20 protein-coding genes are annotated in these 16,939 nt (G+C 75.5%); 9 read left to right on the top strand and 11 right to left on the bottom strand.

Annotated features, from left to right (window positions below; genetic code table 11):
• Positions 1-8 precede the first annotated feature (8 nt).
• From ACFP6A_RS08650 to ACFP6A_RS08635, 4 genes are all read right to left on the bottom strand, one after another.
• Positions 9-374 carry a YidH family protein gene (locus ACFP6A_RS08650; RefSeq protein WP_379603094.1) on the bottom strand — a complete coding sequence of 122 codons (366 nt, stop codon included), beginning with the start codon at positions 372-374 and terminating at the stop codon, positions 9-11.
• Positions 375-404: 30 nt separating this feature from the next.
• Positions 405-1,124, bottom strand: a complete 720-nt coding sequence (locus ACFP6A_RS08645) for a 1-acyl-sn-glycerol-3-phosphate acyltransferase (RefSeq protein WP_379603093.1) — start codon at positions 1,122-1,124, stop codon at positions 405-407.
• Positions 1,111-1,923, bottom strand: a complete 813-nt coding sequence (locus ACFP6A_RS08640) for a patatin-like phospholipase family protein (RefSeq protein WP_379603092.1) — start codon at positions 1,921-1,923, stop codon at positions 1,111-1,113. Before ACFP6A_RS08640 ends, ACFP6A_RS08645 begins: the two co-directional genes overlap by 14 nt.
• A gap of 145 nt (positions 1,924-2,068) precedes the next feature.
• Positions 2,069-2,710, bottom strand: coding sequence for a TetR/AcrR family transcriptional regulator (locus tag ACFP6A_RS08635; protein ID WP_379603091.1), 642 nt, complete (start codon positions 2,708-2,710; stop codon positions 2,069-2,071).
• 122 nt (positions 2,711-2,832) lie between these two features.
• Here ACFP6A_RS08635 and ACFP6A_RS08630 point away from each other — a divergent pair, with 122 nt between their 5' ends.
• The gene (locus tag ACFP6A_RS08630) at positions 2,833-3,696 is read left to right on the top strand and encodes an Fpg/Nei family DNA glycosylase (RefSeq protein ID WP_379603090.1); all 864 of its coding nucleotides are present in this window, start codon (positions 2,833-2,835) and stop codon (positions 3,694-3,696) included.
• A 181-nt stretch (positions 3,697-3,877) separates the two neighbouring features.
• On the opposite strand, the gene ACFP6A_RS08625 is transcribed toward ACFP6A_RS08630, so the two are convergent.
• On the bottom strand, positions 3,878-4,330 hold the full coding sequence (locus ACFP6A_RS08625) for an SSI family serine proteinase inhibitor (RefSeq protein ID WP_379603089.1): 453 nt from the start codon (positions 4,328-4,330) through the stop codon (positions 3,878-3,880).
• A 91-nt stretch (positions 4,331-4,421) separates the two neighbouring features.
• Here ACFP6A_RS08625 and ACFP6A_RS08620 point away from each other — a divergent pair, with 91 nt between their 5' ends.
• Positions 4,422-4,748, top strand: coding sequence for a rhodanese-like domain-containing protein (locus ACFP6A_RS08620; protein ID WP_379603088.1), 327 nt, complete (start codon positions 4,422-4,424; stop codon positions 4,746-4,748).
• A 53-nt stretch (positions 4,749-4,801) separates the two neighbouring features.
• Positions 4,802-5,992, top strand: a complete 1,191-nt coding sequence (locus ACFP6A_RS08615; RefSeq protein WP_379603087.1) for an ATP-binding protein — start codon at positions 4,802-4,804, stop codon at positions 5,990-5,992.
• A 21-nt stretch (positions 5,993-6,013) separates the two neighbouring features.
• Here ACFP6A_RS08615 and ACFP6A_RS08610 read toward each other — a convergent pair whose 3' ends face one another.
• Together ACFP6A_RS08610 and ACFP6A_RS08605 are read right to left on the bottom strand one after the other, a co-directional pair.
• Positions 6,014-6,655, bottom strand: coding sequence for a methylated-DNA--[protein]-cysteine S-methyltransferase (locus ACFP6A_RS08610; protein ID WP_379603086.1), 642 nt, complete (start codon positions 6,653-6,655; stop codon positions 6,014-6,016).
• On the bottom strand, positions 6,652-7,143 hold the full coding sequence (locus ACFP6A_RS08605) for an RNA polymerase sigma factor (RefSeq protein ID WP_379603085.1): 492 nt from the start codon (positions 7,141-7,143) through the stop codon (positions 6,652-6,654). The genes ACFP6A_RS08610 and ACFP6A_RS08605 overlap by 4 nt, the downstream gene beginning before the upstream one ends.
• A gap of 49 nt (positions 7,144-7,192) precedes the next feature.
• On the opposite strand from ACFP6A_RS08605, the gene ACFP6A_RS08600 reads away from it, so the two are divergent.
• From ACFP6A_RS08600 to ACFP6A_RS08585, 4 genes are all read left to right on the top strand, one after another.
• Positions 7,193-8,059, top strand: coding sequence for a glycerophosphodiester phosphodiesterase family protein (locus ACFP6A_RS08600; protein ID WP_379603084.1), 867 nt, complete (start codon positions 7,193-7,195; stop codon positions 8,057-8,059).
• Positions 8,060-8,148: 89 nt separating this feature from the next.
• Entirely contained in the window at positions 8,149-8,658 is a 510-nt protein-coding gene (locus ACFP6A_RS08595) for an ATP-binding protein (protein WP_379603083.1), read from the top strand.
• Positions 8,659-8,725: 67 nt separating this feature from the next.
• Complete coding sequence (locus ACFP6A_RS08590; RefSeq protein ID WP_379603082.1) at positions 8,726-9,682, top strand: DUF5926 family protein; 957 nt, start codon at positions 8,726-8,728, stop codon at positions 9,680-9,682.
• Between the two features lie 89 nt (positions 9,683-9,771).
• A complete protein-coding gene (locus ACFP6A_RS08585; protein ID WP_379603081.1) occupies positions 9,772-10,278 on the top strand; it encodes a hypothetical protein in 507 nt (168 codons plus the stop codon).
• On the opposite strand, the gene arcA is transcribed toward ACFP6A_RS08585, so the two are convergent.
• Complete coding sequence (gene arcA, locus ACFP6A_RS08580; RefSeq protein WP_379603080.1) at positions 10,256-11,503, bottom strand: arginine deiminase; 1,248 nt, start codon at positions 11,501-11,503, stop codon at positions 10,256-10,258. The genes ACFP6A_RS08585 and arcA overlap by 23 nt on opposite strands.
• Before the next feature lie 189 nt (positions 11,504-11,692).
• Here arcA and ACFP6A_RS08575 point away from each other — a divergent pair, with 189 nt between their 5' ends.
• Positions 11,693-12,415 (top strand): glycosyltransferase, encoded by a 723-nt coding sequence (locus ACFP6A_RS08575; RefSeq protein WP_379603079.1) that lies wholly within the window; start codon positions 11,693-11,695, stop codon positions 12,413-12,415.
• Between the two features lie 34 nt (positions 12,416-12,449).
• Here ACFP6A_RS08575 and ACFP6A_RS08570 read toward each other — a convergent pair whose 3' ends face one another.
• Together ACFP6A_RS08570 and ACFP6A_RS08565 are read right to left on the bottom strand one after the other, a co-directional pair.
• The gene (locus ACFP6A_RS08570; protein WP_379603078.1) at positions 12,450-14,699 is read right to left on the bottom strand and encodes a hypothetical protein; all 2,250 of its coding nucleotides are present in this window, start codon (positions 14,697-14,699) and stop codon (positions 12,450-12,452) included.
• Between the two features lie 9 nt (positions 14,700-14,708).
• Entirely contained in the window at positions 14,709-15,329 is a 621-nt protein-coding gene (locus tag ACFP6A_RS08565; RefSeq protein ID WP_379603077.1) for a TMEM165/GDT1 family protein, read from the bottom strand.
• A gap of 46 nt (positions 15,330-15,375) precedes the next feature.
• Between ACFP6A_RS08565 and pheA the strand changes: the two genes are divergently transcribed.
• Positions 15,376-16,332 carry a prephenate dehydratase gene (gene pheA, locus ACFP6A_RS08560; protein ID WP_379603076.1) on the top strand — a complete coding sequence of 319 codons (957 nt, stop codon included), beginning with the start codon at positions 15,376-15,378 and terminating at the stop codon, positions 16,330-16,332.
• Here pheA and ACFP6A_RS08555 read toward each other — a convergent pair.
• On the bottom strand, positions 16,304-16,936 hold the full coding sequence (locus ACFP6A_RS08555; protein WP_379603075.1) for a phosphatase PAP2 family protein: 633 nt from the start codon (positions 16,934-16,936) through the stop codon (positions 16,304-16,306). The two genes, pheA and ACFP6A_RS08555, sit on opposite strands and share 29 nt — an antisense overlap.
• Positions 16,937-16,939: the final 3 nt, after the last annotated feature.

Below are 16,939 nucleotides of genomic sequence, written 5' to 3'. Positions count from 1 at the left end.
CGGTCTCCTCACCCCGTGGTGAGCAGGACGCCGAGCAGCACGAGTGCCGTCAGTGCGATGCCGGCGGCGAGGACGGGGGCCACCGCGGGCACCGGCAGCGACCGCTCGAGGCGCAGCGCCCGCTCGGTGGCCAGCCAGCGGGTGAACGCGGAGACCGCCAGCGCCCCGCCGAGCAGGACGAGCACCCCGGCGATGACCCGTCGAGGCAGTGCGGGCAGCTGCTCGACGAGGAACACCTCGAGCCCGACGCCGGCGGCCAGCAGGGCGAGCGCCGTCCGGATCCAGGCCAGGAAGGTCCGCTCGTTGGCCATCGTGAACCGCGGGTCGGGGTCCCTGCCCTGGGCTAGCAGTGAGCGGCCCCACCTCGACGTCACGCCGGGCACCATACTCAGCCCCGGTGCTGCTCAGGTCTCCGGCAAGCCGCTCAGGAGCTCGACCATGGTCGCGCGGGCGGCCACGGTGGCCTGGTCCGCCGGCATCGGGCCCGCGCCGAGGTGGCGGGCCCGGAGCGTGACCACCGGACGCCGCCAGGGCAGTGGGAGGTGCGGGCCTCGCTGGCCGGGCGGCCAGGCGCGGGAGGCGCCGGCGATGGTGACGACGGTCAGGTCTGCCCCGGCCTCGGCGAGGCGGCCCGTCCCGCCACGGACGGTCCCGACGCCGTCCGGCCTGTCCTCGGCGGGGACGAGGCGTCCTTCCGCGGCAATCACCACGACCTGGCCCGACTCCAGCAGTCGGCTGGCGCGTTCGAGCGCGCGCGGAGCACGACGGCCGCGCGAGGCGGGGATGAGGCCGAGGGCACGGAGCACCCATCTCGAGAGCGGGCGGTCGAAGAAGTCCTCGCGTGCGAACATCGACGGCCAGACACCTCTGGCGCGGCAGGCGGCTACGACGACGAAGTAGTCGAGCGGACTGCGGTGGTTGGTGACCAGTAGCGGTCGCCGACCCACAGCCAGGTCCTGCGGGACACCGGAGTGGTCGAGCCGGACCAGGCAGCGGAGGCCAGCGGTGATGACCAGCCCGGCGGCACGGCGCAGGAGTCGGGCCGCAGTACCCGTCAGTGGCGCCAGTGGGTCGGGAAGGGCGTGTGACAGCGGCGGCGGCTGCCCGGCCTCAACGGCGCGCACCGGCCACGCCGCGTCCGGTCAGCACCTCGCGATGCGCACCTGCCAACGCCGCGCGGGTGGCGTGCGCACCCAGCTCGACGAGCCTCGGCACGTCGCGTGCCGACCAGCCTGACATGCCGGAGGTATCGATGAGGATCTCCAGATCAGGCCGGACGTCGTCGGGCGGTGGCAGGAGTCGCCCCTGCAGCTGGCTCAGCGGACCAGGTTCGCGCTGCGGACGCAGCCTGACCCCGATGGTGCGGGTGGCGCCCAGCTGCAGCGCCGCCCAGACGGGCAGCGGAGAGCTGAGGACGCCGTCCACCAGGAACCGCCCGTTCGAGCGGACTGGCGGGAAGACACCGGGCACGGCGATGGACGCCTGGACGGCACGGGCGGCGTCCCCGGTGGAGATCAGGTAGGGGCGGCGGGAGTACAGGTCCGTCGCCACGGCACCGAACCGGAGGGGCAGCTCCTCGATCGCCCGGCCACTGAAGACCCATTCGAGGTTGGCCCGCAGGGCCGTGGTCTCGATCACCGCCAGGCTCCGGTTCGGCCGCAGCCGCCCGAAGTCGGCCCAGCCCGCGGTCGCCAGGCGGTCGGCGATCTGCTCCGGCCTCAGGCCGGCGGCATAGGCTCCGCCGATGAGCGCACCGGCGCTCGTCCCGACGACGACCTGTGGCTCGATCCCAGCCTCGGCCAACGCGATCAGAACCCCGACATGGGCGGCGCCCCGTGCGGCGCCACTGGAGAGCACGAGCCCGAGCGGCGCAGCCGCGCACCGTCTCGAGGCTTCGTTCTCGTTCGTCGTGTCGCTCCGCAAGGGCCTCTCCTCGGTGTCTGTCCAGGTCGATGAAATGATAGCCCACTATCACATCATCCCCGGACGTCGATCCCCCCCGCGACGGGCAGGCGGGGAGCGAGCGGATGGGCAGCAGGCAGTCACCGAGGCTCCTACGGAGCCTTCGTCAGACTGTCGCCCGTGGGGCCGCCGGCGCCTGTCCGGCCTCGACCCCAGGCTCGACCGGAGGCAGCGGGGTGGCGTGCTCGGGCTTGAGCGCGTCGAACACCAGCGTGACGTACCGCAGGTAGGCGCCGTGGGCTAGATCCGGCACCGTGAGGCCTGCCACGGCCATCACCAGGACGCGAGGGATGTCGTCACGTTGGATGTCTGCCCGGAGCTCTCCGGCCTGCTGGGCACGGACGACGATCTCGTAGATCGGGTCGGCGAACCCGCGCAAGAGCTCGTCGGTCAGGGCCGGGAAGTTTCCGGCCGAGGCGATCAGGCCATCGACTCGCGCCACCGCGGTGACGAGGACCTCGGCGGCGGTCTTCAGCCCGTGCAGCGGGCTCGGGTCGTCTCGGGCGGCCTCGAGGGCTGGAGCGAACTCGTCATGGAGGATCTGCGTGAACACCGCAGACGCAAGGCTCTCGCGGTGAGAGAAGTGGCGGTAGAGAGTCGCGATACCGACGCCCGCTTCTCGCGCGATCTCTTCGAGAGACCCCAGGCCGTCGCCTCGGGCGAAGACCCGCCGTGCGGCGGCGACGATCCGCGCGGCGTTGGAGCGCGCATCGGCCCGTCGCTGGGCCCGGTCGGGTGTCGAACTCACGGGATCATCCTCTCGCGCCGTTCACTGCGCGCACCACACGGCCGGCTGCGCGTGACCGGGCTCAGGGTGATCGACTGCACGAGCGGTGAGGCGGATCGCGTTGAGCGTGCCAGGCTTGACTCGTGCCCGAGCTGCCCGAGGTCCAGGCGCTCGCCGCGTTCCTCCGCGAGCGGGCCGTCGGCCGCGTCGTCGCCGCCGTCGAGGTCGGGTCGGTGGCTGTGCTCAAGACCTACGACCCTCCGGTGACGTCGCTGCAAGGGCTCGAGGTTCTCAGCGCCACCCGGCACGGCAAGTTCCTCGACCTCGACGTCGACGGGCTGCACCTCGTCCTGCACCTGGCCCGGGCCGGGTGGTTGCGCTGGTACGACGAGCTGCCCGCCCGACCGCTGCGGCCGGGCGGGCGCTCGCCGCAGGCGTTGCGGGTGCGCCTGGACGACGGCTCCGGTTTCGATCTCACCGAGGCCGGGACCCGCAAGGGCCTGGCCGTGTACGTCGTCCGGGACCCGGCCGAGGTCCGTGGGATCGCCACCCTGGGTCCGGACCCGCTGGACCCACGCTTCGACCGGGCCGCGCTCGCCGACCTGCTGCGGGGCTCCCGCCACCAGGTCAAGGGCCTGCTGCGGGACCAGTCCGTGCTCGCCGGGGTCGGCAACGCCTACAGCGACGAGGTGCTGCACGCCGCCCGGATCTCCCCGTTCGCGCTCGCCGGCTCGCTGGACGACGAGCAGGTGGACCGGCTGTTCGCCGCACTGCAGGAGGTGCTCACCACGGCCGTCGCGGCGGCTGCTGGTCGGCCCGCTGCCGAGCTCAAGGACGCCAAGCGGGCCGGGATGCGGGTGCACGGGCGGACCGGGCAGGCGTGCCCGGTGTGCGGGGACGTCGTGCGGGAGGTGTCGTTCGCGGACCGGTCGCTGCAGTACTGCCCGACCTGCCAGACCGGCGGCAAGCCGCTCGCCGACCGGCGGACCTCGCGCTTCCTCAAGTGAGCCCTGGCTGACGCACCAGGTCACCACCCGCTTGCGCGCCCGCCCCCTCCCCGCAGCTCCCCCCTCTTCGCAGAATGCTGGGTTGTTGGCGCAACACGCCGCGGAACCCACGGAAGATCCAGCATTTTGTGATGGGTACCTGGCGGGTGGCGCGCGGCGCGCGGCGCGCTGGGTGCTGGGCTCAGGCGCCGCCGGTGCTGCCGAGCAGCGGGGCCAGAGCGTCCCAGCGGGCGATCTGGCAGCCGTCGGTCCGGGTGAACGTCGCGTCGACAGCGGTCCCGTCCACGGTCCCCCGGACGACGGCCACCTGGGGACCGCCGTAGATCTCGGTGCACATCCGGTCGGGAGGGACTGGGTCGAACGCCGCGGCCCCGCCCGCCTCGCGTACCGCGCGACAGGCCGCCTCGGCGTCCGGGTGGTCCCCACCCACCGGGTCGCAGGTGAGCCGCCAGGTGCGGGTGCTGCCCGAACCGGTCTCGTCGAGCTCGACGGTCAGCTCGGTCCGCGGCCCGGTCGGGCTCGGGGTGTCCGCCGGTTCGACGTCCACGGTGTCGCCTCCTCCAGCGCAGCCGGCCACCACTGCGGCGAGCAGGGTGGTCACCAGCAGTGTCCGGGTCGTCGCGGGACGGCGCACGGTGAGCTCCTCGGGACGGGATGCCTGTCATGGGTGGGACGTCGACAATGGCACCGAACGTTCCCGACCGTGACGAAGGAGTTCCGTCCCGATGAGCGAGGTCCCGTCGGTGCCCGTGGAGGACGTGGGTCCGCAGACCGTGCTGCTCGACGTCCGGGAGCAGGACGAGTGGGACGCCGGGCACGCCCCCGGCGCGCTGCACCTGCCCGCCACCGAGCTGATGGCCCGATACGGGGAGGTGCCGGTGGACTGCGAGGTGCACGTGATCTGCCGAACCGGCCGCCGCTCCGCGGCCGTCGCCCAGTGGCTGAACCAGGAGGGGTTCGAGGCCGTCAACGTCGACGGCGGGATGGACGCCTGGGTGCAGGCCGGCCGGCCGCTCGTCGCCGAGAACGGCCAGCCCCCGCGGGTGCTCTGACGCTCTCTGCGTGTCTATCGGGTCGCGGCTAGACACGTCGATACTGTCTGAGCGTGGACCCGGTCGCGAACCCCTACGCCCCCGGTGCCGGGCAGCGCCCACCCGAGCTCGCGGGTCGCGACCGGGAGCTGCACGCGTTCGACGTCGTGCTCGAGCGGGTGTCCCGGGGCCGGCCGGAGCGTTCGCTCGTGCTCACCGGGCTGCGCGGCGTGGGCAAGACCGTGCTGCTCAACGCGTTGCGCTCGGCCGCGGTGCGCCGCGGCTGGGGCACCGGCAAGCTCGAGGCGCGCCCGGACACCGCCCTGCGCCGGCCGCTGGCCGCCGCCCTGCACCAGGCGGTCCGCGAGCTGTCCGGGCGCAACCGGGCTGAGGCCGACGAGGTGCTCGGCGTCGTCAAGGCCTTCGCGCTGCGCAGCGCCGAGCCCGGCGCCCGGCTGCGGGACCGCTGGCACGCGGGGATCGACGTGCCCGCCGCCACCGGTCGGGCCGACTCCGGGGACATCGAGATCGACCTCGTCGAGCTGCTCACCGACGTCGCCGGCCTCGCCGCGGCCAGCGGCAAGGGGGTCGCGGTGTGCATCGACGAGATGCAGGACCTGCTGCCCGAGGACGTCTCCGCGCTGTGCGCCGCGGCGCACGAGCTGAGCCAGCAGGGCCTGCCGCTCATCGTCGTCGGCGCCGGCCTGCCGCACCTGCCGGCGGTGCTGTCGGCGTCGAAGTCCTACAGCGAGCGGCTGTTCCGGTACCTGCGCATCGACCGGCTCGAGCGCGAGCAGGCCGACCGGGCGCTGCGCGCCCCGGCCACCGAGGAGGGCGCCGACTTCACCGACGACGCGCTCGGCGCGCTGTACGCCGCGACGGACGGCTACCCGTACTTCGTTCAGGCCTACGGCAAGGCGGTGTGGGACGTCGCCCCCGCCTCGCCGATCACCGCCGAGGACGTCGCCGTCGCCGCGCCGCAGGCCGAGGCCGAGCTCGCCGTCGGCTTCTTCGGCTCGCGGTACGAGCGGGCCACCCCAGCAGAGCGGGAGTACATGCGGGCGATGGCCGACCTCGGCCGGGACGGCGGCGACGGCGCCGTGCCGACCTCAGCCGTCGCCCGCGAGCTCGGCCGCACGCCGCAGTCGCTGTCCCCGGCGCGCGACTCGCTGCTGAAGAAGGGGCTGGTCTACAGCGGCGAGCGCGGCCAGATCGCCTTCACGGTGCCCCACTTCGGCCGCTACCTGCGCAGCCACGGCGACTGACCGCTCCGCGGCCCCGCGGCGTCAGACATCCTGGGCGTCGCTGCGCAGCGCCGCTGTCTCGAGGGCCAGCAGCCGCTCCTTGGCGGCCAGCCCCCCGGCGTACCCGGTCAGTGACCCGGACGCCGCGACGACCCGGTGGCAGGGCAGGACGACGCACAGCGGGTTGGCGCCGAGTGCCGCGCCGACCGCCCGGGACGCCGAGGGCCGGCCGACGTCCGCGGCCAGCCGGCCGTACGTCGTCCGGGACCCGTACGGCACGGACGCCGCCAGGTGGGTCAGTACCTCCCGCTGGAACCCGCTGGCCACGGCCAGGTCCACCCCGACGTCGAAGCGCCGCCGCCGTCCCGCCAGGTACTCCTCGAGCTGGCGGCGCAGGACGTCGGTCGGACCGGGCCGGCGCAGCACCCGCGGGGAGACCCGGGCGGCCAGCCGGGCGAGCACGACGTCCTCGTCGCCGCCGCGGGGCACGAACGCGCACGTCACCACCGGGCCGTCGACCCGCACCGCGAGCAGCATCCGGCCGACCGCGGTGTCCTCGACCGTGTAGGCGACGTCCTCGCCGTCCAGGTCCGGCGGCGTCACGGGCGGGTCGAAGCCCGCCAGCCGGGCCTCCAGGTCCGTCGGCGGTGTCGGCGGCTGCGGCCGCCGGTGGCTGGGGGTCACGGTGCTCCTTCGGTGCGGCGCAGGGCGGCCAGCGCGTCGGAGACGAGCCGGCGGGTGGCGGTGGGGGTGGTGCCGAGCACGCGGGCGATGGCGGCGTGGTCGAGGTCGGCGACGTACCGCAGCGCGAGGGCGGTGCGCTGCCGCTCGGGCAGGGTGCGCACCCGGCCCCACAGCACGCCGTCCAGGATCCGGTCGCCGGCCACCTCGTCGGCGCCGGCCGCGGTCGGCGCGTCGAGCAGCGTGGCGACCGGCACGGGGCGCCGGGACCGGGCCCGGTAGGAGTCCGTCGCGCACCGGGCGGTGATGGTCATCAGCCAGCCCCGCAGGTTCCGCCCGCTGGTCAGCGTCGGGTACGCGGCCAGCGCCTGCGTCCACGCCTGCTGGGCCACGTCGTCCCCGTCGACGGGCCCGGCCAGGGCGTGCGCCAGCCGCGCCACGTCGCGCCAGTGGGCGTCGACGAGCTGCTGGAACGGCGGCAGGATCGTCACGAGGAGTTCAACGCTAGGACGCCGACACGTGTGAGGGTTGCTCGGCAGCATGGTCGCTGTGAGCGACACCAGGCTCCGTCAGGGCCCGCAGGTCGTGGCGCACCGGGGTGCCAGCCACGACCACCCCGAGCACACCCTCGGAGCCTACCTGCGCGCCATCGAGGCCGGCGCGGACGCCCTGGAGTGCGACGTCCGGCTCACCGCCGACGGTCATCTCGTCTGCGTCCACGACCGCCGGGTCGACCGCACCTCCTCGGGCCGGGGCAAGGTGTCCACCCTCGAGCTGGCCCAGCTCGAGGGCCTGGACTGGTCCTCGTGGAAGGCGGGCCGCGACCTGTCGACGGTCGCCGAGCTCCCCGACCGGGACGCCGGCCGCCTGCTGACCCTGCGCCGGCTGCTGTCCGTGGTGGCCGACGCCGGCCGCCCGCTGGAGGTCGCGGTGGAGACCAAGCACCCGACCCGGTACGCCGGCCAGGTCGAGCAGGAGCTCTACGACGTCCTGGACTACTTCGGCTGGGCCCGCCCCCGGCCCGGGCGTCCCTCCCCGGTGCGGGTGATGAGCTTCTCCACTCTGGCCCTGCAGCGGGTGCGGGCGCTGTCGCCGACGCTGCCGCTCGTCCAGCTGCTCGACCACGTGCCGGTGCGGATGCGGGACGGCCGGCTGCCCCGCGGGGTCGGTACCGCCGGGATCAGTGTCGAGCTGCTGCGCCGCGACCCCCGGCTCGTCGACGCCCTGGGCCGCCGCGGCCACCCCGTGCACGTGTGGACGGTGGACGAGCCGGACGACGTCCGCCGGTGCCTGGCGGCCGGCGTCGAGGCCATCATCACGAACCGGCCGGACGCCGTGCTCGCCCAGCTGGTCGCCGCCGGCGTCCGGCGGGGGGAACCGGTGAGCCCGGGCTCAGGTTTGCCCTGAGCGGGCCCGGGGTACACCGGCCCACGACTCAGTGGCCGGTCAGCAACCGTGTCCGAGAAGACCGTGCCCGAGACCGAGAGGACCCGCCCGTGGCGACCGCGACGCTCGACGCGCCCCTCGCGGACGTGCCGGTGCCCGGGGGTGCCCGGGGCCTGCGCGTCCCGCACCGGCCGCAGGCGGTCCCGGCAGCCCGCCGCGAGTTCGTCGACGACGTCACCGAGCGGTTGAGCCGCGCCCGTCGCCACCGGACCGGTGCCAGCGAGACCGCCGAGACCGTCGAGGACGTCGTGGCCGAGGCCGCCGTCGTGGTGTCCGAGCTCCTCGGCAACGCCGTCCGGCACGCCCAGGAGCTGCCCGAGGGCGGCATCCTGCTGCGTTGGCAGGTCCGTGGCGACGTGGTCGTCGTCGAGATCACCGACGGCGGCGGCCCGACCCGGGTGCGACCCGCTCGCCCGACGGCGTTCTCCAGCCACGGCCGGGGGCTGCGCATCGTCGGCGTCCTGGCCCGGGACTGGGGCGTGCGTGAGGGTCCCGACGGTCGCCGCACCGTGTGGGCGTCCCTCGACGGCACCGCCGCCCGCTCCGCGTCGAACGGCTGACCCGGGCGGACCCGGGAGCACTCGGGCGCACACGGGCGCACACGGGCGCTCGGTACGCTCCCCGCCCATGGCCTCGTCGTCGCGCCGCCGCGTCGCTCCCGGCGCCCTCGCTGATCAGGACGTCCCCGTCGTCGGACCCCGTGAGCCCTGCCCGTGCGGCTCCGGCAAGCGGTACAAGCAGTGCCACGGCCGCCGCGCCCAGAGCGAGGCCGTCACCCTGGTCCGCCGCCCGTTCGAGGGCTTGACCGGTGAGTGCGACTGGGTCGCGCTGCGCGAGATCGTGCCCGCGGCGACCGCGACCGCCCGGCTCACCGCCGAGCACGGCGGCTCCGAGGTGACCGTCGCCAGCGTGCTGCCGATGGCCTGGGCTGCCATGCACCGTCAGGACGGGCGACTGTTCCTCGGGCTGCAGGTCCAGGGCGGCAGCGGCGACGCCAGCCGGGACGCCGCGGCCGCGCTGCTGCGGGCGGCGCAGTCCGAGCCGGGCACCCCGGTGGAGGCGGTCGGCCTGCCCGGCCCCGGCCCGCGCCTGCAGGACCTGCTTGACCCCGACGTCCCCCTCGACGTCCAGGTCCACTCCGGCTTCGACTTCTGGCTCGAGGGCGGCCAGGAACGCACCCCGGACGTCGAGGCGTCCCTCGAGCGGGCCAACGCCGCCGTCGTGCCGACCGAGCGGCTCAGCGGGGTCGAGGCCGCGTACTGGGCCCGGATCGGGGACCGGGAGCACCTGCGCTGGGTCCTCCCGCACGACGAGGAGGCGTTGCTCGACGCGCTCGCCCGCCTGCACGCCCGCGGTGAGTCCGCCCTGGGCGAAGGGTCCCGGTACGTCGGCGCCTTCCGCGCCCACGGTCTGCTCGTGCCGGTCTGGGACCTGCCGGTCGGCACGTCCGTGGACGGCGCGGAGGAGCCCGCCGCAGCCTTCGCCGGGCGGCTCGAGGCAGCGCTCGCCGAGGACGCCCCGCTCACCGCGGAGGAGCGCCGGGCCCGCGCCGGCGTCGTGTCCCGCCAGCTGACGCTGCGCTGAGCTGACGGTGTGGTGAGCTGGCGCTGCGCCGGACGTCGCCGCCGCCTACCGTGGCGGCCACAGGCACACCGGAGGAAGGAACACCAATGATGGGGACGTCGATCCGCGGGTTGCTGAGCGTCGCCACGAGCGCGGCGGAGATCGCCGGGGCCGGCCTGCGGCAGGTCGCCAAGACCCTCACCGAGGGGTCCGGCGAGGAGGCGCTCGGCGGCGTGCAGCGGATGCGAGACATGGTCCGCTCGGAGGTCCAGCGCTCGATCGGGCAGCTCGGGGGTGTCAGCCCCGCCGAGGTCGCGGACCTGCGTCACCGGGTCGCCGTCCTGGAGGGCCTGCTGGCGGCCGCCGAGGAGCGCACCGAGCAGCCTCAGCCGGAGCGGCCGGGCCAGCCGGCGAGGAGGGCCGCCAAGAAGGCGACCCCGGGCCGGACGGCGAAGAAGGCTGCCGCGCGCCCGGCTCCACGGCGTCCGGCCTCACGGCGTCAGGCTCCGGCGAGCAGCGTGCCGGCCGAGGGGTCCCGGCCCGTCGCCTCGGTGGGCCCGGACACCTCGACGACCGTCGCGGACGTCGCCGAGGTCAGCCCGCTCGACGAGGGCTGACCGGGTCCCGCCACACCGGGCAGCTCATGCACCGTGGGCCGCCGCGGCCGGAGCCGAGCTCGGCCGCCGACAGCCGGATCACCTCGATGCCGGCGTGCTCCAGCCGCGCGTTGGTCTCGGTGTTGCGCTCGTAGGCGACGACGACTCCCGGCGCGACGGCGAGGGTGTTGTTCCCGTCGTCCCACTGCTCCCGCTCGGCGGTGACCGGGTCGAGGCCGGTGTCGATCACCCGCAACCGCTCGATCCGCATCGCCGCCGCCGCCGCGTCGAGGAACGGGCGCGGTCCCTCGACGTGCAGGTCGCCGTCCCGGGGGGTCAGCGTGTACGCCTCCAGGTTGTGCGCGATGTTCGGGTACATGACGACGGCGTCCGCGTCGACCATCGTGCACACCGTGTCGAGGTGCATCGTGGCGCGGTCCTGGGCGATCGGCACCGCGAGCACGCTGCGGGCGACTCCGGCCTCGAACACCTGGCGGGCGAGCCGCTCGACCCCGGCGGGCGTCGTCCGCTCGCCGGTGCCGACCGCGAGGACGCCGTCGGACAGGACGAGGACGTCGCCGCCCTCGAGGTGCTCCAGGTTCGGGGTGTAGACCATCGGGGTCCCGGCGAACCGTGGGTGGTGGGTGTAGACGACCTCGGTCAGGGACGTCTCGCGCTGCCGGGCCGGCATCGCCAGCGAGGCGACCGCCACCCGGTCCCCGACCCACGCCGAGGAGTCGCGGGTGAACAGCAGGTTCGGCAGCGGGTCGACGACGAAGTCGTCCGCCGCCGCGAGCGTGGTGACCAGCCCCGGCTCGCTCACCGGCCGGCGGGCGTTGAGCTCGTCCACCCGCAGGCCGGCGACGAGGACGCCGGCCAGCTGGGTGGGCTCCAGCTCCTCGAGGTAGGCGCCGACCCGGCGGGCCAACGACACCCCGAGCCGCGGCTCCGCGAGCACCGCGGCGATCGCCTCGGCCCGGGCAGCGGGGACCTCGAGCGCCTCGCGGACGAGGTCGCCGAGGTAGAGCACCTCGACACCCCGGTCCCGCAGGACGCCGGCGAAGGCGTCGTGCTCCTCCTGCGCCCGGGTCACCCACGGGATGCCGTCGAACAGCAGCCGGTCGTTGTTGCGGGGGGTGAGCCGCTGCAGCTCGGCGCCGGGCCGGTGCAGGATGACGGACCGCAGCCGCCCCACCTCGCTCGTGACACCCCGCCCGCTGACCGCCTGGGACCGCTCGCTCGACATGGGTCGGGAGGGTATCGACCGGCCGGGGGCCGGCCGGTCACGTCCGCCACGTGCCGCCACCGCGCGAGCAGGCGGTGGGTGGGGTGGCGGGATTGCATGATCACCGAGGGGGAGGAGGGTGGCGGGATTGCATGATCACCGAGGGGTTCGGTGGTGGGCGGGCAGAGGGGCCCTCAGTAGGCTTCGGCGGTGAGCAGCCCGCCGACCCGCACGGCCGTCGTCGTGCCCGCGAAGGACGAGGCGGACCGGGTCGCGGCGACCGTCCGCAGCGCGCTGACGATCCCCGGCGTCGACCTCGTCGTCGTCGTGGACGACGGCAGCACCGACGACACCCAGCGGGCCGCCCGTGACGCGGGCGGGTACGTCGTCCGGCACCTGCGAAACCGTGGCAAGGGGGCGGCGATGACGACCGGCGCGCTCGCCGTCGCCCGCCGCGACGCCCGCGACGGCACGGCCGCCCGGGCCCTGCTGTTCATCGACGCCGACCTGGGGGAGACCGCCGCCAGCACGGCACCGCTCACCGTGCCGGTGCTGACCGGCCAGGCCGACATGACCATCGCCGTGCTGCCGCCGCAGCGCACCGCCGGCGGCGGGCGCGGCCTCGTCGTCAACCTGTCCCGCAACGGGATCCGCCGGGCTACCGGGTGGACGCCCACCCAGCCGTTGTCGGGGATGCGGTGCCTGACCCGCGAGGCGTTCGACGCGGCCCTGCCGCTGGCCGCAGGGTGGGGCGTGGAGACCGGGCTGACCATCGACCTGCTGCGCCGCGGGTTCCGGGTCCAGGAGGTGCCGTGCGACCTGCACCACCGGGTGACCGGGACGGACTGGCGGGCGCAGCTGCACCGCGCCCGCCAGTACCGCGACGTCGCCCGCGCCCTGCTCGCGCGCGGCGTGCGGCCGTGGGGCGGCTGAGGCCGGCTCGTCGGGCTCAGCCGTCTGTCAGACCTCAGCGCCGCCCGGCGTGCCGCGCTCGCTCGGCTTCCTGTGCTGGCTGCGCCGCTGAGCCGTCACCGGGCGCCGGACCCGACCGGCTGTCGTCCTCGATCTCCAGCACCCGGACGCTGGCCGCGATGAGCAGCGGGATCGCCAGGGTGGCGCCGACGGCCGGCACCACCGTGCCGGAGTCGTTGACGGCGAAGCCGATCGCGAGCATGACGATGAGCGCGGTGAGGCCGGGACGCAGCGCCGGGCAGTACTCGTAGGTGCGCTGGAGCGCCGGGGCACCCCAGGCGACCGGCCGCATCAGGATGAGGCCGATGAACAGCGCGCCGACCGGCACGAGCACCGACAGCCAGCTGCCGAAGAGGATCTCGACGTTCTGGGCGAGTTTGCGCTCGACCACCGTCCAGGCCCCGCCGTCCAGGACGGTCTGGACGAACCGGCCCAGGTGGGTGCGGTCGTCGGGCGGCCGCAGCCAGTCCACGACGGACAGCGCGGTCGCGGCGGCGAGCGTGCCCAGCCCGATCAGCAGCAGCGAGCGCCAGGAGATCCGCACCCCGCCGACGACGAGGGCCAGCAGGGCGAACGCCGGGATCATCGACGGCGGGCCGCCGAAGTCGCTGCCCAGCCCGGGGGCGCCGTCCACGACCACCGCGACGACCCCGATGACTGCGACCGCGGTCACGGCGGCGCTCCGGCGTCCGCGGCGCAGCAGGTGGTCGGCCAGCGCGGTCGCGGCGAGCAGGGCGCCGGTCGCGAACAGCGCGTACTGCACGTTGCCGAGTCCGTAGAACCGCCCGGCGACAACCGGTTGCAGGCCCATCAGGCTCGAGGTGATGAGCCGGGTGCCGGCGACGACGTCCGCGGCCAGCACGAGCGCGGTGATCCCGGAGACGACGCCGAGCGGGCCGAGCGGACGACGTCCCCACGGGCCGGCCTGGGCGACGACGGCGACGAGCACCGCGAACACCGCGACCGCGGCGACGACGGCGAGGAAGTCGTTGTCGGCCCGCCACCACGGCACGAGGTTCGCCAGGAACGTCGACACAGGGACGGCGGCGAACAGCACCGACACCCGGCGCAGTCCGGCGAGCACCCGACGGCGCCCCTCCGGGCCCCGCCAGCGGTTCCGCAGCGCCAGCGCGGCGGCCCCGTACAGGGCGAGCTGTGCGGCGACCAGGAGGTTGAAGAACCACGGGACCAGCGGCTGGACGGCTCGGGAGGCGGCGTCGACGTCGAGCAGCCGCTCGAGCCGATCGGCGGCGTCCGGGGACGAACCGGCCAGGGGGACGACCGGTGCCCCGACGAGGGAGGCCGGGGCGTCGAGGTCGAGCAGCGCCAGCAGCGTCGGGGTGAGGTCGGTGGCCTGCACGATCCCGTCCTGGCGGGTGGAGCTGCTGGCGAGCAGCGCCTCGGCGTAGGCCGAGCCGCCGGGCGCTGGGCCGGTGGCGGCGGTGAGCTGCAGCCGGGCGGTGAGCCCCGCGTCGGCGAGGGCGGCCACGAGGACCGTGGCACCGTCCGGGACGGCGTCCAGGACGGCGCCGACCCGGGCGTCCAGGGCGGCGGCCTGAGTCAGCCGGTCGGGGCCGAAGGCCTTGGGGTCGGACGGCGGCAGGTCGTCCGGGTCGCGCAGCGCCCCGGCGTCCACGACGACGAGGTCGCGGTCGGCGACCGCCCGGACGTCCGCGGCGAGCGCCGCCGGTTCCGTGGCCCCGCGACGGTAGTCGCCGACGACGGCGCCGTCGGTGTCGGCGAGCGCGATCGCGGCCCCCGGCCCGACGGCCGCGGCCCGTACGTCGGCGGCGCGCAGCTGCTCTCCGAGCAGTCCCGGCTCGGCGTCGAAGTCTCCGGCGGCCGCTTCTGCCGCGTACACGTCCCACCGTGGGACGACGCCGTCGACGGGGTCCTGCGGGACCCGGCACAGCGGCTCACCGGGCTCACGCGGGGCGTCCCCGGCGCGGCGTCCGGCCGAGACGGCGAGCCAGCCGTCGACGGGGCAGGCGCGGCTACGGACGCTGCGGGCGGCCAGCACGCCGGCGGCACCGTCCTCGAGCAGGGACCACAGCGCCGGGGTGCGCTCGGGATCGACGTCGTCCCAGCGCAGTCCCGGGACGCCGACCAGGACGACGGGTCCGGGGACGGCGTCCGGACCCAGGGCGGCACGTGCCGGGACGGCGGCCGGCACGGTGAGCGCGCCGAGCAGGGTGCACAGCGCCAGCACGGCGACGAGCAGTCGAGGACGTCGTGTGGCCGGCACGGGCCCAGGCTACGTGCCGAGTGCTCCGGCGGCGCTCACCACGGCGAGCACGGCGCACACCGCGGCGCCGATCCGGCGCACGGTCGCCAGCCTCAGCCGGGCCAGCAGTGCCCGGCCCAGCAGTGCCCCGGCACCCGAGACGAGCAGCAGCGCCAGCCAGGCCCCGGCGAACACCGAGACGGGGTCCCCGGTCTGCGCGGCCAGGCCCGCGGTGAACAGCTGGGACAGGTCTCCCCACTCGGCGAGGAACAGCACGACGAAGCTCGTCCCCACCGCCCTCAGCGCGTGACCGCGGCCCGTCTGCGCCCCGGCGCCGACCTTGGCGGTGACCTCGGCCTCCGTCTGCGCCTCCTCGGCGTCGGCGCCGGCGGCGGAGCGCCACAGCAGGACCGCGCCGACCGCGAACAGCAGCGCGACGAGGACGAGCACGGGCGTGCGCGGCAGCTGGGCGATGAGACCACCGACCGTCACGGCGATCGCGGTCTGCACGGCGAACGCCAGCGCGACCCCGACCCACACCTGCAGCGGCCGGAACCTGGTGGCGAGCACCAGGGTCGCCACGAACGTCTTGTCCGGCAGCTCGACCGGCAGGATGACGGCGAGCGCGGTGAGTGCGACGGTGACGTCCATGACGGGGCGAGGCTAACCGCCCGGCACCCGGCCCTAGGCTGACGCCATGCCCGGCGTCCCCCCTGCCCGCTACGCCTTCCTCGGACCGGAGGGCACGTTCACCGAGGCGGCGCTGCGCCAGGTCCCGGCCGCCGAGCACGGCGACCACGTCCCGTGCGCGACGGTCGGGGCGGCGCTCGACCTCGTGCGCGCGGGCGACGTCGCCGCCGCCATGGTCCCCATCGAGAACTCCGTCGAGGGCGGGGTGAGCGCCACCCTCGACGCGCTGTCCGCCGGGGACCCGCTCGTCGTCGTCCGGGAGGTCCTCGTCCCGATCACCTTCGTCCTGGCGGCACGGCCCGGGACCGGGCTGGACGGCGTCCGGGTGGTCTCCAGCCACGCCCACGCCCAGGCCCAGTGCCGGGGCTGGCTGTCCGAGAACCTGCCGCACGCGACCTACCTGCCGGCGCTGTCCACCGCCGCGGCCGCCGCAGGACTCACCGCCCCTGCCGGCCACGACGGCGCCCTCGGTTACGACGCCGCCCTGTGCGCGCCGATCGCCGCGCACCGCTACGGCCTGGAGGTGCTCGCCGAGCACGTCGAGGACAACCCCGGGGCGGTGACCCGGTTCGTGCTCGTCGGCCGCCCGGCCCCGCCGCCGCCGCGCACCGGGGCGGACAAGACGACCCTGCTCGTACACCTGGCCGACGACCACGCCGGCGCGCTGCTCGAGCTGCTGGAGCAGTTCGCCACCCGTGGGGTCAACCTCACCCGGATCGAGTCCCGGCCACGCGGTGACGCCCTGGGCCAGTACGCGTTCTCCATCGACTGCGAGGGGCACGTCGAGGACGAGCGGGTCGCCGAGGCCCTCATCGGGCTGCACCGGACCAGCCCCTTCGTGCGCTACCTGGGCTCCTACCCCCGAGCGGACGGCCGGCCGACCGAGGTGACGACGTCGACGACCGACGGCGCGTTCACCGCCGCCCGGGCCTGGGTCAGCCGGCTCCGGGAGGGCCGGAGCTGACCTGCCGCGCCTCGGCGCCGTCCGGCCTGCCGCGGGACAGCCTGCCCGCCAGCGCGGTGAGCACCACGCCGAGCAGGACGCCGGCGACCACGTCGGACAGGTAGTGGACGCCGAGCACGAGCCGGTCCAGCGCGGTGACCACGACGACCAGGACGCCGGCGCCGGTGACGGCGGCGACGGCCGCGCGGGACCGGTGGTGCAGCCAGGGCGCGGCCAGGACGACGAGCAGCAGGCCGGTGCCGAGTGCCGCGTTCAGCGCGTGCAGGCTCGGGAAGGCGTATCCCGACTCGGCGGCCACCGGCTCGCCCCCGGCCGGTCGGGGGCGCGCCACGGCCAGCTTGACGGCGAACCCGAGCAGCCCCCCACCGGCCATCACCACCGCGGCCACGACGGCCGCCCGGCGACGCCCGGCACGCCAGGCGAGGACGCACCCGACGGCGACCAGCACGCGGAACGTCCACGGGTGCAGGGCGACCGCGCCGATCTCGCCGGCGGCGACGAGTGCCTCGTTCGACACGACGTGCTCGCGAAACCACAGCGCGACCGAGCGGTCCGGCTCCAGGGAGGTGAGCCCGCCGGCGACGAGGCTGTCCTGGTCGACCACGAC

Source organism: Quadrisphaera sp. GCM10027208 (genome assembly GCF_042658805.1).
GTDB lineage: Bacteria > Actinomycetota > Actinomycetes > Actinomycetales > SCSIO-59966 > SCSIO-59966.
This window is presented reverse-complemented; position numbering and strand designations above follow the sequence as displayed.

Coding starts and splice junctions, on each gene's coding strand:
- ACFP6A_RS08600 (WP_379603084.1), top strand. CDS start 7,193: ATGGTCGCTGTGAGCGACACCAGGCTCCGTCAGGGCCCGCAGGTCGTG.
- ACFP6A_RS08565 (WP_379603077.1), bottom strand. CDS start 15,329: ATGGACGTCACCGTCGCACTCACCGCGCTCGCCGTCATCCTGCCGGTC.
- pheA (WP_379603076.1), top strand. CDS start 15,376: ATGCCCGGCGTCCCCCCTGCCCGCTACGCCTTCCTCGGACCGGAGGGC.
- arcA (WP_379603080.1), bottom strand. CDS start 11,503: ATGTCGAGCGAGCGGTCCCAGGCGGTCAGCGGGCGGGGTGTCACGAGC.
- ACFP6A_RS08590 (WP_379603082.1), top strand. CDS start 8,726: ATGGCCTCGTCGTCGCGCCGCCGCGTCGCTCCCGGCGCCCTCGCTGAT.
- ACFP6A_RS08585 (WP_379603081.1), top strand. CDS start 9,772: ATGGGGACGTCGATCCGCGGGTTGCTGAGCGTCGCCACGAGCGCGGCG.
- ACFP6A_RS08620 (WP_379603088.1), top strand. CDS start 4,422: ATGAGCGAGGTCCCGTCGGTGCCCGTGGAGGACGTGGGTCCGCAGACC.